This window comes from Novilysobacter antarcticus (genome assembly GCF_019802285.1).
Taxonomy (GTDB): Bacteria; Pseudomonadota; Gammaproteobacteria; order Xanthomonadales; family Xanthomonadaceae; genus Novilysobacter; species Novilysobacter antarcticus.
In genome coordinates this window covers 128,216-142,931 of record NZ_JAIEUJ010000002.1, presented here as the reverse complement: position 1 = coordinate 142,931, position 14,716 = coordinate 128,216, and the positions used below count along the sequence as shown (strand labels likewise).

The following is a 14,716-nucleotide window of genomic DNA, read 5'->3' as shown; positions in this document are numbered from 1 at the left end:
CGTACAGTTCCATCGCGTATGGAACGTGCTAGCTTTCCCCTGCGGGCATCAAGCGCAGCGTTTTCGACCGGTGTCCCCCACGTCCGGTCTGCTGCAGGGGACGACTCGCGCCAATTGCTGCCGTGACCGTCACGGCGGCGTTTTGCTACCCATCTGGGAGGGGACACCATGGAAGTAGTACAGCCAGCACGCGCATTGCTCGCCGTTGCGGTTTTGTCGGCATTGGCCTCGCTGGCCGCTGCGCCGGCGATGGCGCAGGAAGCCCGCGGGGATGCACCGGAGCAGCGTGCGACCACGTTGTCGGGCATCACCGTTACCGCGCAGAAGCGCGAGGAGGCGCTGCAGGACGTGCCGATCGTGATCAACGTGCTCGACGAGCAGTTGCTGCAGGACAGTGGCGTCCACGACATCAAGGACATGCAGGTGCTGGTGCCCGGCCTGACGGTGACCAGCACCCAGAGTGCGGCGCAGACCACCGCGCGCATCCGCGGTATCGGCACGGTGGGTGACAACGCGGGCTTGGAGTCCTCGGTCGGCATCGTCATCGACGGCGTGTACCGCTCGCGCAACAGCGTCGGTTTTGGCGACCTGGGCGAGGTGGAGCGCATCGAGGTGCTGAAGGGCCCGCAGGGCACGGTGTTCGGCAAGAACACCTCGGCCGGCGTCATCAACGTGATCACCCGCCGCCCCAGCTACACCCAGAGCGCCGAGGGCGAGATCACCGTCGGCAACTACGGCCTGTTCGGGGTCTCCGGTGCCTATAACGATGCGCTGGGCGAGAACGCGGCGTTCCGCGTGTTTGCCAGCAAGCGCAAGCGCGACGGTGTGGACAATGTCAGGTTCGGCGCCGGTCCGCGCACCGAGGACGACGACGGCAACCAGAACTACCACACCTTCCGCGGCCAGCTGCTGCTGGAGCCGACCGACAACCTGTCGATCAACTTCGTCGGCGATTTCAGCAGCCGCGAGGAGAACTGCTGCATCACCGTGACCACCGATCGCGGGCCGACGGCGGCGATCATCAACGCGCTCACCCCGGGTGGGGAGGGCGTGATACCGGCCGTGGATCTGGACCGCCGGCTCGGCTATGCCAACCGCTCCACCAGCCAGGACCTGAAGGACAAGGGCGTGGCGATGAACATCGACTGGGTGTCGCCGTGGGCCAATGGCGCGACCGTAAGCTCGATCACCTCAATGCGCGATTGGAAGGCCATCAACGGCCTGGACTTCGACTACAGCGCGGCCGACATCCTGTACCGCGCGCCGGACGAGGACGAGTCGCTGACCCAGTTCGAGACCTTCAGCCAGGAACTACGCATGACCGGTTCCAGCGACCGGGTGGACTGGATGGTCGGCCTGTTCTATTCCGATGAGGACCTGACCCGCAACGACTCCTACCGCTTCGGCCCGGCCTACGAGCCGTACCTGTCCACGCTGGTCGGCAGCCAGGTGCTGGGCGGCGTGGCGGCGCAGTTGGCACCGCTGGGGCTGACGGTGGACCAGTCGAATCCGGCGCTGTTCTTTTCGCAGGTCAGCGGCCAGCCCTTCGGCACCAACTTCCGTGGTCTGGGCTCGCTGGACGAGCACCGCCAGAACGCCAAGAGCACGGCGATCTTCACCAACAACACGTTCCACGCCACCGATCAGCTGGATATCACTGTGGGCCTGCGCTACACCCACGAGAAGAAGACGCTGCACACGGTCTACGACAATCCCAACGGCAGCGCGGCCTGCGGGGCGACGCTGGCCAACCCGGCGGCACGGGTCGGCGGTGCACTGGCCGGGCGCATCAACGGGTTCGGCAGCCTGCCGCCGGCGCTGCAGCAGCAGTTGCTGGCCGGCCTGGTGCCGGCGCTCGCGCCCACCATCGCCGGCTACATGTGCCTGCCGTGGGCCAACATCGCCCACGACGGCCGTGACGTCACCCAGTCGCGCACCGAGAAGGAGTGGTCGGGCACGTTCAAGCTCGCCTACAGCTGGTCCGACGACGTGATGACCTACGGCTCGGCGGCGCGCGGCTACAAGGCCGGCGGCTTCAACCTGGACCGGGTGCAGTCCGCCAACGGGCTGTCCAGCGGCGTGCAGGGCATCACCCCGGTGGATGACACGTCCTTCCCGGGCGAGTTTGTGGACAGCTACGAGCTGGGCCTGAAGACCAACTGGATGGACGGCAATCTGCTGTTCAACGCGGCGCTGTTCTACCAGAAGTACACCGACTTCCAGCTCAACAGCTTCCTGGGCACCAGCTTCGTGGTGCGCTCGATCCCCGAGGTGGTGTCGCAGGGCTTCGAGGCCGACGTGATGTGGCAGACCGCGATGCGCGGGCTGACCATGCAGGGCGGCCTGACCTACGCCCAGACCGAGTACGGCAACGATCTGTTGCCCGACCCGGACCTGGCGCTGCTGCCCGGCAACACCATGAGCTTTGCCCCGCGCTGGTCGGGCAACGCGTCGATGACCTACGAGTGGGACATGGGAGCCGACCTGCTGGGCCGCTTCAACATCGGCGGCAAGTACATGTCCAAGTTCAACACCGGCTCGGATCTGGACCCGCAGAAGATGCAGGACGGCTTCGGCCTGCTGAATGCCCGCCTGGGCCTGGGTCGCCAGGACAAGCGCTGGATGGTCGAGGTGTGGGGTCAGAACCTGACCAACGAGACCTACAAGCAGGTTGGTATCGATGCGCCGATCCAGTCGGGCTCGTGGAACGCCTTCCTGGGCGCGCCGCGCATGTACGGCATGACCCTGCGCGTGCGCTACTGAGTCAGCGGTACCGCGCCGCCGCCTGCAGCGATGCGGGCGGCGGTTTTTTTTGTGCCGCGCCTCAGCGGGTGCTGAGCAGCCTGGCGCCGGGCGGCTCGACCATCTTGTCGGTGGCCAGCTCGACGCGGTTGCGGCCGTTGCGCTTGGCCTGGTACATCGCCGCGTCGGCGCGGGCCAGGATCCGCTCGTAGTCCGGATGGCCGTCATATACGGCCACGCCGATGCTCGCGGTGACGGGCACCTGGGTGCCATCGCTGAGTTTGACCGGCGAGGCGGCAATGCGCTCGAGCAGTTCGTTCGCAATCGCGCAGGCCTGCTCGGCGTTGACCGAGCCCAGCACCATCACGAACTCTTCGCCGCCAAAGCGGAACAGGTAGTCGCTGCTGCGGGTGTGCTGGGCGAGGTTGGCGGCCACGTGCTGCAGTGAGCGGTCGCCGCCATCGTGGCCATGCGCGTCGTTGATCGCCTTGAAATGGTCCAGGTCCAGCAGCAGCACCGCAAAGCCGCCGGAGGTCTCGCTGGCCAGTGCCACCTCGCGGCGCAGCACGGTGGGCAGGAAGCGGCGGTTGAGCAGGCTGGTGAGGGCGTCGCGTCCGGCCTCCAGGGCGCCGATGTTGTCGAACAGCATGCCGATGAGGGAGCGCACCTGGGCCAGCTGCTCGCGGATGGCCGGGAGCATGGACATCCCGGCTTTGGCGTCGGATGCCGCGCCCAACTGGTCAATGGAGGCGATCAGCGCGGCGACCTGGCGCGTCTCGGCGGTGTCGCCAAAGCTGGGCATCCCCTTGTGGTTGAACCACAGGCCGAACTCGGACTGGGCCAGCAGGGGCGCCCGTGATCCGTCGCGCGGTGCGCTTGCAAAGCGGTAGAGCAGGGTGTTCTCCCAGTCGAGCAGGAGGGCGCGCTGACGCTCGCGCTCGGTGCCGACGTTCTGGATCAGCGAGAACATCCGGTAGGACGCGTCCAGTCGGGTCGAGCGCTCACGGGCGACCGAGTAGGCGTGGCTCATCATCTCCAGGGCCAGATCGAACAGGTCGCTGACCATTGCGATGGCGGCACTCGCGAGCTCGGGCGGGGCGATCGTGATGACGTGCCGGTACAGCTCGTGCTTGAGCATGCGCGTACCCCGGATCACCAGGTCCACCGGGATACCGATGCGGGCGTGGACATCGCCCACCAGCCGTTGGGCGGCGATCTGGGTGGTGACGTCCTCCGGCCCTGAGGTAAGCAGGCTGGAGATCCAGCGCAGCATCGACGGCTTCAGCCGGCTCTGGACCTGGTCCGATGACAGGAACCGGCTGGCCCGCGGGTCACCCAGCATGCCGGAATAGAAGTGCTCGGCCAGCGCAGGTGGCGCGGTGTCGGCCAGCTCGCGCAATAGCGCAACCAGTTCCGATGACGCGTCATCGAGCAGTTCGTGCCAGGCGTCGGCGACGTGGGAGTCCTGCTCGGCCGCGGTCGCTACGGAGCCGCGGGTGGTCGTTGTGTTCATCGTGGTCAGCGCAATAGGGTCCGTCCATTGTCGTGTAAACGCTTGCGCGGGTCATCGTGACGCAGGTGGGCGGTATAGTGCCGCCATGAGCAAAGACGTAACGGATTCGGCACTTGAGGCCCTTGCCCGGCAGGTCGGCGACGCCGCCCGCGGAAACCATCACCGGCTGGCCACTGCGGAAAGTTGCACCGGCGGCTGGATCGCCAAGACCCTGACGGATATTCCCGGATCATCGGAGTGGTTCGACTGCGGCATGGTCGCCTACAGCTACGAGGCCAAGCAGGCGATGCTGGGCGTGCAGGCGATCACCCTGGAAGAGCACGGCGCGGTCAGCCGCGAGACCGCCATCGAGATGGCTTCGGGCGCGCTGGTCTATTCCGGTGCCAGCCTCGCGGTCGCGGTCACCGGCATTGCCGGCCCCGGCGGCGGGGTGGATGACAAACCGGTGGGAACGGTGTGGATTGCCTGGAAGCGGCGCGGTGGCTACACCACGGCGCTGGTGTTCCACTTCGACGGCGACCGCGATGCGGTGCGCCGGCAGACGGTGGCGGCGGCCCTGCACGGACTGTTGGATCTGGCCGTCTGAGCGATTGGCGGGGCCGGTGTCTGGTCCCCGCATTTGCTGTCGCTTGTAACCGGTGGATGCTTGTTAGTAGTATTACTACTAATGAACGCACTCACTGAAACCCAGCACGCCATTCTTGCCCTGATCGGGGATCGCATCGCGGTGGAGGGCATGCCGCCTTCGCAGACCGAGATCGCCCGCGCAATGGGCTTCTCCGGTGTCCGCGCCGCGCAATACCATCTCGAAGCCCTGGAGCAGGCGGGCGTGATTGAACGTCTCCCCGGCAAGGCGCGCGGCCTGCGGCTGACGCCGACCGGCCTCGCCCTGCTGGGGGGAGATGACGACGACCAGGCGGTGGCGGAATCCGCGGCCGCGCGGTCCCGCCGCGACGAGGACGCCTTGTTGCTGCCGGTGCTGGGCCGGGTCGCTGCGGGCGCGCCGATCGGTGCCGACCCCAACGTCGATGAGCACGTGCTGCTGGATCGCAACATCTTCTTTCCCGCACCCGACTACATGCTCAAGGTGCAGGGCGACTCGATGCGCGATGAAGGCATTTTCGATGGCGACCTGATCGGCGTGCACCGCACTCCGGAGGCGCGCAGTGGCGAGATCGTCGTGGCCCGCATCGATGACGAGATCACGGTGAAGCTGCTGAAAATCGGCAAGGACCGGATCCGGCTGCTGCCGCGCAACCCCGACTACCAGCCCATCGAGGTCATGCCCGACCAGGACTTCGCCATTGAAGGGCTTTACTGCGGCCTTGTTCGCCGGGGCCGTTGATGCCGGTTATCCGCTGCCCGTGCGCGGCTATTTCCGACCGTGACCATGCCGCCGCGCCGATGGCCGACAATGGGCGGCTCACCTAATTTCCCAATCACGGTTGCGGTCGCAGCTTGTGCGACGGCCTCCCACTACGCTGGATTCATTCACTGATGGCAACAAGGAAAACCCCAATGGACGAGAACAAAAAGCGCGCTCTTTCCGCGGCCTTGGGCCAGATCGAGAAGCAGTTTGGCAAGGGATCGGTCATGCGTATGGGCGACCGTGTCGTCGAGGCCGCCGAGGTCATCGGCACCGGTTCACTGATGTTGGACATCGCGCTCGGCATTGGCGGCCTGCCCAAGGGCCGCGTGGTCGAGATCTACGGTCCGGAGTCCTCCGGCAAGACCACCCTGACCCTGCAGGCGATCGCCGAGTGCCAGAAGATGGGCGGAACCGCTGCCTTCATCGACGCCGAGCACGCGCTCGACCCGACCTACGCGGCCAAGCTGGGCGTCAATGTTGAAGAACTGCTGCTCTCGCAGCCCGATACCGGCGAGCAGGCGCTGGAAATCGCCGACATGCTGGTGCGCTCCGCCGCGGTGGATATCGTGGTGATCGACTCGGTCGCTGCGCTCACCCCGCGGGCCGAGATCGAGGGCGAGATGGGCGACCAGTTGCCCGGTTTGCAGGCCCGACTGATGAGCCAGGCCCTGCGCAAGCTGACCGGCAACATCAAGCGCTCCGGCACCCTGGTGGTCTTCATCAACCAGCTGCGCCACAAGATCGGCCAGATGATGCCCGGCCAGAGCCCGGAAGTGACGACCGGCGGCAACGCGTTGAAGTTCTATGCCTCCGTGCGTCTGGACATCCGTCGTATCGGCGCGGTCAAGAAGGGCGACGAGATCATCGGCAACCAGACCCGTATCAAGGTGGTCAAGAACAAGATGGCGCCGCCGTTCAAGCAGGTCATCACCGAGATCCTCTATGGCGAGGGCATCTCCCGCGAGGGCGAGCTGATCGAGATGGGCCTGGAAGCCAAGCTGGTCGAGCGCGCTGGCGCCTGGTACAGCATGGGCGAGGAGCGTATCGGCCAGGGCAAGGAGAACGCGCGCCAGTACCTCAAGGACAACGTCGAGCTGGCAGAACGTCTGGAAGCCGAAATCCGCAAGCGTCTGGTGCCCATCGAGATCGTCAAGGCGGAAGCCGCGGCGGCTGGCGTGGACGGCGAAGAAGACGCCACGGATGCCAAGGTCGGCAAGGCCGCAAAGGGCGCCAAGGCCGAGGTCTGACCGGGTTCGCATGATCCGGTAGATCTCGAGAGATGCAGGACGAAAGCTCCAACGAGGAAGACGGCGGAGGCCTGTTCGATACAGAACCAGGCCGCACGACGGGCCGGCGACGCAAGCGCGAGCCGGCCACCCCGCTGCAACGCGCGCTGGGCCTGCTGGCCCGGCGCGAGCACTCGCGCAAGGAACTGACACGCAAGCTCACGTCCCGCGGACTGGATGCCCGCGAGGTCGAGGCCGCGGTGGACAAGCTCGCCGACGCCGGCTGGCAGGATGACAACCGGTTTGCTGAAAGCGTGGTGCGCAATCGCACCGGCAGTGGCTACGGGCCGATCCATATCCGCGCGGAGCTGCGCATGCACGGCTTGGACGATGACGCGATCACCGCCGCGCTGGACACCTTCGAGGGCAGTTGGGTGGAGATTGCACGCGATCTGGTGTCCCGCCGTTACGGCGATGCGATCCATGATGACATCGCGGTGCGTCGCAAGGCCGCCGACACATTGATGCGGCGGGGATTTTCCGGCGACGTGGTACGCGCCGCGACGCGCTTTGACCCCGACGATTCTTTCGGTTGCTGAACCCGTCCCTGATACGCTAAGCGGCTTGCGGGGACCGGCGTCGAGTCCACGCGCCCAGCCCTTCGACTTCCCGTGCCAGGCATGAACGCTCCCAAGTCCAGCTCCAACCCGCCCAGCTCCAACCAGATCCGCCGCGATTTCCTGGAATTCTTCCGCGAGCGCGGGCACACCATCGTGCCGTCGGCGCCGTTGATCCCGGCCAATGATCCCACCCTGCTGTTCACCAACTCGGGGATGGTCCAGTTCAAGAACGTGTTCCTGGGCAGCGAAAAGCCCGGTTACGTGCGCGCGGCCGACGTCCAGCGCTGCCTGCGCGCGGGCGGAAAGCACAACGATCTGGACCAGGTTGGCTATACCGCGCGCCACCACACCTTCTTCGAGATGTTGGGCAACTGGTCGTTTGGCGATTACTTCAAGCTCGAGGCCATCAAGTGGGCGTGGGAGCTGCTGACCGACGTGTGGGGCCTGGACCCCAAGCGGCTGCTGGTCACCGTGTACCAGACCGATGACGAGGCGTATGCCATCTGGCGCGACGAGATCGGTGTGCCCGAGGAGCGGATCATCCGCATCGGTGACAACAAGGGCGCGCCGTTTGCCTCCGACAACTTCTGGCAGATGGCCGACACCGGTCCCTGCGGCCCGTGCACCGAGATCTTCTACGACCACGGCGAGCAGCACTTCGGTGGCCCGCCGGGTTCGCCCGACGAGGACGGTGACCGTTTCATCGAGATCTGGAACCTGGTGTTCATGCAGTTCGACCGCCAGCCCGACGGGACCCTGGCACCACTGCCGGCGCCCTGCGTGGACACCGGCATGGGCCTGGAGCGACTGGCCGCGATCCTGCAGGGCAAGCACGGCAACTACGAGATCGACATCTTCCAGCTCCTGATTGCCGCGGCGGCGCGTCTCACCGGCACGGAGGATCTGGACAACAAGTCGTTGCGTGTCATCGCCGACCACATTCGCGCCTGCGCGTTCCTGATCGTCGATGGCGTGTTGCCGTCCAACGAGGGTCGGGGCTACGTGCTGCGCCGGATCATCCGCCGGGCGCTGCGCCACGGCTGGATGCTGGGGCAGAAGCAGCCGTTCTTCCATTTGATGCTGCAGCCCCTGATCGACACCATGGGCGAGGCGTATCCGGAGCTGGAAGCACAGCGCGAGCTGATCCAGCGCGCGCTGCTGGCCGAGGAAGAGCGCTTCGCCGAGACGCTGGATGCCGGCATGCGCATCTTTGACGAAGTGGCTGCCGATTCAGGCGGCACCATTCCCGGCGCCGATGCGTTCCGGCTGTACGACACCTATGGTTTTCCGGTTGACCTGACCGCCGACATCGCACGCGAGCGGGGGCTGACCGTGGACATGGAAGGCTTCGATGCCGCGATGGAGCGGCAGCGCGATACCGCGCGGGCTGCGGGCAAGTTCGGCAACACCGCCACGATGCCGGCCGAGCTGGCCGCGCAACTCTCGCCGACCCGGTTCCTGGGCTACGACTGCGTCGAGGCCGAGGGGCTGGAAGTTGTCGGCTTGCTGCGCGATGGGCGCGCCCTGGACCGGATCGAAGCGGACGAGGAAGCGGTCGTCCTGTTGGCCGGTACGCCGTTCTATGCAGAAAGCGGTGGTCAGATGGGCGATGCCGGGCAGCTGACATCGGTCGGGTCCCTGTTCGACGTGCGCGACACGGTGAAGTTCGGCGGCCAGTTCCACGGTCACGTCGGAACCCTTCGCAGCGGCACGCTCAGTGTCGGCGACAAGGTGGACGCGAAGATCGACGCGAGCCGTCGAGGTGCGATCGTGCTCAACCACTCGGCCACCCACCTGCTGCATGCCGCGCTGCGCGACGTGCTCGGCACCCACGTCCTGCAGAAGGGCTCGCTGGTCGCCCCGGACCGCTTGCGGTTCGACTTCTCCCACTTCCAGCCGGTGACGGCGGATGAGCTGGCGGTGATCGAGCGCAAGGTCAACGCCGAGATCCGCGCCAACCATGAGGCCGAAGTGCACCAGATGGGCATGCAGGAGGCACTGGATTTCGGTGCGATGGCGCTGTTCGGCGAGAAGTACGGTGACCAGGTGCGCGTGCTGCGCATGGGCGATACATCGACCGAGTTGTGCGGCGGCACCCATGTCAGCCGCACCGGCGACATTGGCGTGTTCAAGATCCTGTCCGAGGGCGGCGTGTCCGCCGGCGTGCGCCGCATCGAGGCGGTGACCGGGCAAGGCGCGTTGGACCATATTGACGCCGAAGAGAAGCGTCTGCGCGACGCCGCGCACCTGCTGGGCGGTAGCCCTGCGGACATCACCGACAAGTTGCGGAGCTTGCTGGAGCGGCAGAAGAAGCTGGAACGCGAGTTGGAAGCGGTGAAGGCCAAGCTCGCCTCGGGCGCGACCGCCGATCTTGCCGGCTCCGCCGTTGACGTGGATGGCATCAAGGTTCTTGCCGCGCGCCTGGAAGGCTTTGACACCAAGGCGCTGCGCGATGCACTCGATCGCCTGCGCCAGCAGTTGGGTGACATGGTGGTGGTGCTTGCGGGCGCAAAAGACGGCAAGGTGAGCCTCGTCGCCGGTGTCAACGGAGCGGCTGCGGGCAGGGTCAAGGCCGGCGAGCTGCTATCCCACGTCGCAAAACAGATCAACGGCAAGGGCGGTGGACGGCCCGACATGGCCCAGGGTGGCGGCGAAGACCTGCCCACCTTGCCGCATGTGTTGGAAAGCGTGGCCGATTGGGTTAGGGAGCGACTTTCCTGAGCGCGACCTGACTTGCACAGGCATGCATGACTTCTTTCCATTGTGACAAGTGTCCGGACAAGTCGATAATTGTCGTTTACCCAGTAGCGACTGTTTTCGGGGTTCCCGGAGCACGGCTTCGGTGCAACACGCACCGGCACAAGGAGAATTTGACAATGCTTATCCTGACGCGACGCGTCGGCGAGACCCTGATGATCGGCGACTCGGTGACTGTCACCGTGCTCGGCGTGAAGGGCAACCAGGTGCGCGTCGGCATCACCGCACCGAAGGACGTTGCGGTCCACCGCGAGGAGATCTACCAGCGCATCCAGCGTGGGGAAGACGCCGACAGCGGTACCGATACCGAAGTGAAAGATCCGGCAGACTGACAAAAGGTTTGCCGCGGGAGCGATCACCCGTTATGCTTCCCGCCCGCATCAATGATGTGGACCGCGGAGAGTTGCCCGAGTGGCTGAAGGGGCTCCCCTGCTAAGGGAGTATGGGGGTTAAACTCCATCGAGGGTTCGAATCCCTCACTCTCCGCCAATCTTTGTTAGTACGATCGGTAGGGATTGACGGGTTTCAGATTCATCGTCATAATTCTCCGATTACGCGCCCGTAGCTCAGCTGGATAGAGCACCAGGCTACGAACTTGGGGGTCGGAGGTTCGAATCCTTCCGGGCGCACCAATCAAATACGCGACGACGGTTGAATGTAGTCGCGGACGAAAAAGCCACCTTCGGGTGGCTTTTTTGTTTCTGGTCATCTGGGGCGCCGATGAAAACCGGCGCCGCTCCTGGGTTGCTCCGATACGCGCACCCTGCGCTGCCCGCAAATATTAGTTGCATCGAATATAAGTAGGCGCTAATGTTTGGGTGTAGGGCCGGGCCGCAGGCAACCCCCCCCCACAAGCTTCCGCAGGCTCGATTCAGACATCGCGATGCCACCCCGGCGTCGCCGTCCAGAGGAGTGCGTCATGGCCAGGTTCGTGGTGATAGGAGCGGGATTGGGGGGGATGAGCGCGGCTTACGAGTTGCGCGACGTTTTGGGCAAGAGCCACGAGATCACGCTTGTCGGGCAAGGGGAGACATTCGGTTTCACGCCGTCGAACCCATGGCTCGCTGTCGGCTGGCGCAAGCGCGATGACATCACGGTTCCGGTTGCCCAGTACGTCGGGAAGCATGACATCCGCTACTTCGGCGATGGAGCGGCCAGCATCGACGCCGCCGCCAATCGCGTAGTTACCGGCGGCGGCGAGACGATCGACTATGACTACCTGCTGATCTGCACTGGTCCCAAACTGGCATTCGAGGAAGTACCCGGCAGCGGGCCGGAAGGCGGCTACACGCAGTCGGTATGCACCACCAACCACGCGCAGAAAGCGTGGGAAGCGTACGAGGAATTCCTGAAGAACCCGGGGCCGATCGTGGTGGGCGCAGTCCAGGGCGCAAGCTGCTTCGGGCCGGGCTATGAATTTGCCATGATCCTTGACGCCGACCTGCGACGCCGCAAACTCCGCGACCGGGTACAGATGCACTACGTCAGCAGCGAGCCCTACATCGGCCATATGGGACTGGGTGGGGTCGGCGATTCCAAGGGACTGATGGAGTCCGAGCTGCGCCAGCGGCACATCAAGTGGACCGTCAATGCCAAGGTAGCGGAAGTTCGCGACGGTGAAATGACCGTTGTCGAGCACGATGCCGAGGGCAAGCCCTTGAGCGAGCGCGTGCTGCCGTTTCGTTTCTCGATGTTGCTGCCTGCGTTCAAGGGCGTGGACGCCGTGGCGGGGGTGGAAGGACTGTGCAATCCCCGCGGTTTCGTGATCATCGACAAGCATCAGCGCAGCCCGAAGTACCCCAACATCTTCGCGGCGGGCGTGTGCGTGGCGATCCCACCGGTGGAGGTCACTCCGATCCCGACGGGGGCGCCAAAGACCGGCTTCATGATCGAGTCCATGGTCACCACGATCGTGCGTAACATCGAAGCCGAGCTCGCGGGGAAGCCTGCGGGTTTCGAAGCCACCTGGAACGCGGTCTGCCTGGCCGACATGGGCGACACCGGCGCGGCGTTCGTCGCCCTGCCGCAGATCCCGCCACGCAATGTAACGTGGACGAAGATCGGCAAATGGGTGCACCTGGCCAAGCTCGCCTTTGAAAAGTACTTTCTCTACAAGATGCGCCACGGTACATCCGAGCCGATCTACGAGAAGTACGTGATGAAGGCGCTGGGTATTGAGCGGATCAAGGCCGGCACCGGGAATGATGGCTGAGCGGACCGGCTTGCTGTCGCAAAAACAGGAGTAGGACGATGGGCTACCATTTTTCCAGGACGCTGTCGGATACGGGCTTCGAAGACGCGATCACACGAGTGACTGAAGCCCTCAAGGAGGAAGGCTTCGGCATCCTGACCGAGATCGACGTCAAGGCCACGATGAAGAAGAAACTCGACCGGGATTTTCGCAACTACCGCATCCTGGGTGCCTGCAATCCGCTGATGGCGTGGCAGGCACTGCACGCCGAGGAAAAGATCGGCACCATGTTGCCGTGCAACGTCATCGTTCAGCAGCGCGACAACGGCGATATCGAGGTGGCGGCAGTAGACCCGGTGGCTTCGATGCAGGCTGTGGACAATCCCGACCTGGCCAGCGTGGCGGCAGAGGTGAGCGAACGGCTGCGTCGCGTGATTGACGCGCTCTGAGTCCGGTCTGCGGACTACTTACCCGGCTGGAACGCAGCGGTCGCCTGCAGCGGGTCGAGCTGTCCGGTTATGCGTTTACCTTCGCCCGCTCGGCTTGTGCGCTCGTCGCCAGCGCGCTCTGCAGGCGCTCGGCCAGACGGATGGCCAGAGCGACGATGGTGAGGGTCGGGAACGCCCAGCCGGCGGCGGGAAATACCGAGCTGCCGGCAATATGCAGGTTGTCCACGCCGTGCACACGGCAGTGGCGATCGACGACGCCGCATTTGGGGTCGTCGTCCATGCGGGTGGTGCCCAGGTGATGGGCGGTGCCAGCCAGTGGCGAGGGCTGCGAGCCGTCGCCCTCCAGCCAGGGCTCCATCGTGAAAACGCCGCCACACACCTTGGCGAGCTCCTCGCCAAACAAGGCCGCTGCAGTGCGGTGGGTGCGGTGGTCCAGTTCGGTCAGCCGCCAATCCACGCAGACCTTGCGCTGGCCGAGTGCATCGAGTTCATCGCCAAGCGTGATCCTGCTGTCCGGGTTGGGCGCCTGCTCGAAGAATCCGATCAGGTCGACGCGGGTACTGGCGACGGTGGACCTTCGCGCCATCTTGCGGATGAGTGCGGTGACGATATCGGCGCTGCCCCTGGCCGTCCGTAGCGCCAGGCGTGGCAGGGGCTCGCTGGGCGGGGGGTGGAAGATGGACTGCTCGCCGTTGTTGCGGGTCGATAGACGACGGGCCAGTTCGGCGCTCTCGTCCTGCGGGTGGGGTTTCAGCGCAGCACGGAATTCACGAAGTGCCTGGATGCCCGACGGCACAACTTCTTCCACGGCAAAAGCGCGCACCCGCGCCCCGAGGACCCGGTGTTCCCGCTGGGCTTGCGGAGACAGGCAGATTTCCGGATGCGAGGGGACGTCGCTGGATGACGGTATCCAGTTGTAGGGGCGTGTGAGTGTCTCGGGCGTATCGGTGCGGATCGTGCCCAATTTGCCGCTGGGGTGGTCCATGAAGTAGCGGCCCACCAGGTCGTTCTGGTTGCCCAGGCCATTGGGCACCACGGAGTCGGACAGCAGCAGCAGGCGGGCGTTCTCGATACCACCGCAGGCCAGCACGTACTGGCGGGCGCGGATCCGGGCGGTTTGCCCGTCGAGGGACGTGATGCGTGCCGCAGTTACCGAGCTGCCGTCGTCATTGGCTTCCAGTTCGAGCAGGTTGGCATGCAGCAGGACGCGGATGTTGGGCGCCTGCTCGAGCTCCTGACGGTAGGTGGTGCCCGGCAGTACGGGACTGACCATGCAGGTGTGGTTGGTCAGCACCTTGGGGTCGAAGGGAAGGGGGGCAATCCGGGGCTGATTGAGGAACCCGCCTTCGGCGAGGTCTGCTCCATCAATGCCGCAGAACGTACAGGCCTGCAGGTAGTAAGGCTGCAGCTCGGCGTGCGAGAACGGCCAGCCGCTGTTGGCCATCCACTCGCGCGCCTCCATCCCTTCCACCGGGACGCAGCCACCGCCCCACAGGCTGCAGCTGCCACCGAAAACACGGAGCCGGCCAGTAGCGGGATCCAGGGTGGGGTTGCCGATTGACACGCCCTCGTACAGCGACTGGTTGCGCTCCGTCGCTTCCATGCCTCCGCTTTCGATCACGTAGACCTGCTGCGTGGTGCCGAGGAATTCACGGGCGATGGCAAGCCCGGCCGCACCCGCACCGAATATGCACAAATCCGCATCGACCTGTTGCGGACACGCTCCGGCCCTGAAATCGCTGATCAAGTGGTTGTCCCAAGGTGTGGTCTTCTGGCTAAAACGCCGATTGCCGGCGATATCGGCCAGTGCCACGTGCGTGACCGCACCGCGGCGGACTTGGCGTTTGTT

11 protein-coding genes and 2 tRNA genes are annotated in these 14,716 nt (G+C 65.2%); 11 read left to right on the top strand and 2 right to left on the bottom strand.

Features of this window, described 5'->3' with window-relative positions:
* Positions 1-168 precede the first annotated feature (168 nt).
* Positions 169-2,763, top strand: coding sequence for a TonB-dependent receptor (locus tag KZ491_RS05390; protein ID WP_222564867.1), 2,595 nt, complete (start codon positions 169-171; stop codon positions 2,761-2,763).
* 61 nt (positions 2,764-2,824) lie between these two features.
* On the opposite strand, the gene KZ491_RS05385 is transcribed toward KZ491_RS05390, so the two are convergent.
* Positions 2,825-4,255 carry a diguanylate cyclase gene (locus KZ491_RS05385; protein ID WP_222564866.1) on the bottom strand — a complete coding sequence of 477 codons (1,431 nt, stop codon included), beginning with the start codon at positions 4,253-4,255 and terminating at the stop codon, positions 2,825-2,827.
* Positions 4,256-4,340: 85 nt separating this feature from the next.
* Between KZ491_RS05385 and KZ491_RS05380 the strand changes: the two genes are divergently transcribed.
* The 10 genes from KZ491_RS05380 (at position 4,341) to KZ491_RS05335 (ending at position 12,867) form a co-directional block, all read left to right on the top strand.
* Positions 4,341-4,841: a CinA family protein gene (locus KZ491_RS05380; RefSeq protein WP_222564865.1), complete on the top strand. Its 501-nt coding sequence runs from the start codon at positions 4,341-4,343 to the stop codon at positions 4,839-4,841.
* 81 nt (positions 4,842-4,922) lie between these two features.
* Positions 4,923-5,600, top strand: coding sequence for a transcriptional repressor LexA (lexA, locus tag KZ491_RS05375; RefSeq protein WP_222564864.1), 678 nt, complete (start codon positions 4,923-4,925; stop codon positions 5,598-5,600).
* Between the two features lie 173 nt (positions 5,601-5,773).
* Positions 5,774-6,871, top strand: a complete 1,098-nt coding sequence (recA, locus tag KZ491_RS05370) for a recombinase RecA (protein ID WP_246606583.1) — start codon at positions 5,774-5,776, stop codon at positions 6,869-6,871.
* A gap of 71 nt (positions 6,872-6,942) precedes the next feature.
* Entirely contained in the window at positions 6,943-7,449 is a 507-nt protein-coding gene (gene recX, locus KZ491_RS05365) for a recombination regulator RecX (protein WP_043958149.1), read from the top strand.
* A gap of 81 nt (positions 7,450-7,530) precedes the next feature.
* Positions 7,531-10,191 carry an alanine--tRNA ligase gene (gene alaS, locus KZ491_RS05360; protein ID WP_222564862.1) on the top strand — a complete coding sequence of 887 codons (2,661 nt, stop codon included), beginning with the start codon at positions 7,531-7,533 and terminating at the stop codon, positions 10,189-10,191.
* Positions 10,192-10,346: 155 nt separating this feature from the next.
* Positions 10,347-10,559 carry a carbon storage regulator CsrA gene (gene csrA, locus KZ491_RS05355; RefSeq protein WP_222564861.1) on the top strand — a complete coding sequence of 71 codons (213 nt, stop codon included), beginning with the start codon at positions 10,347-10,349 and terminating at the stop codon, positions 10,557-10,559.
* 65 nt (positions 10,560-10,624) lie between these two features.
* Positions 10,625-10,716, top strand: a tRNA-Ser gene (locus KZ491_RS05350).
* Between the two features lie 66 nt (positions 10,717-10,782).
* Positions 10,783-10,859 (top strand) — tRNA-Arg (locus KZ491_RS05345).
* A 251-nt stretch (positions 10,860-11,110) separates the two neighbouring features.
* A complete protein-coding gene (locus tag KZ491_RS05340) occupies positions 11,111-12,439 on the top strand; it encodes an NAD(P)/FAD-dependent oxidoreductase (RefSeq protein ID WP_343225558.1) in 1,329 nt (442 codons plus the stop codon).
* A 38-nt stretch (positions 12,440-12,477) separates the two neighbouring features.
* Positions 12,478-12,867, top strand: coding sequence for a DUF302 domain-containing protein (locus KZ491_RS05335; RefSeq protein WP_222564859.1), 390 nt, complete (start codon positions 12,478-12,480; stop codon positions 12,865-12,867).
* Between the two features lie 67 nt (positions 12,868-12,934).
* Here the strand turns inward: KZ491_RS05335 and KZ491_RS05330 are convergent, their stop codons facing one another.
* Positions 12,935-14,680 (bottom strand): GMC oxidoreductase, encoded by a 1,746-nt coding sequence (locus KZ491_RS05330; protein ID WP_343225557.1) that lies wholly within the window; start codon positions 14,678-14,680, stop codon positions 12,935-12,937.
* Between the last annotated feature and the right edge of the window lie 36 nt (positions 14,681-14,716).

Bases quoted from the DNA above. Each gene is read 5' to 3' on its own strand.
- KZ491_RS05385 (WP_222564866.1), bottom strand. From the start codon at position 4,255: ATGAACACAACGACCACCCGCGGCTCCGTAGCGACCGCGGCCGAGCAG.
- csrA (WP_222564861.1), top strand. From the start codon at position 10,347: ATGCTTATCCTGACGCGACGCGTCGGCGAGACCCTGATGATCGGCGAC.
- KZ491_RS05335 (WP_222564859.1), top strand. From the start codon at position 12,478: ATGGGCTACCATTTTTCCAGGACGCTGTCGGATACGGGCTTCGAAGAC.
- lexA (WP_222564864.1), top strand. From the start codon at position 4,923: ATGAACGCACTCACTGAAACCCAGCACGCCATTCTTGCCCTGATCGGG.
- KZ491_RS05340 (WP_343225558.1), top strand. From the start codon at position 11,111: ATGCCACCCCGGCGTCGCCGTCCAGAGGAGTGCGTCATGGCCAGGTTC.
- recA (WP_246606583.1), top strand. From the start codon at position 5,774: ATGGACGAGAACAAAAAGCGCGCTCTTTCCGCGGCCTTGGGCCAGATC.
- KZ491_RS05390 (WP_222564867.1), top strand. From the start codon at position 169: ATGGAAGTAGTACAGCCAGCACGCGCATTGCTCGCCGTTGCGGTTTTG.
- alaS (WP_222564862.1), top strand. From the start codon at position 7,531: ATGAACGCTCCCAAGTCCAGCTCCAACCCGCCCAGCTCCAACCAGATC.
- KZ491_RS05380 (WP_222564865.1), top strand. From the start codon at position 4,341: ATGAGCAAAGACGTAACGGATTCGGCACTTGAGGCCCTTGCCCGGCAG.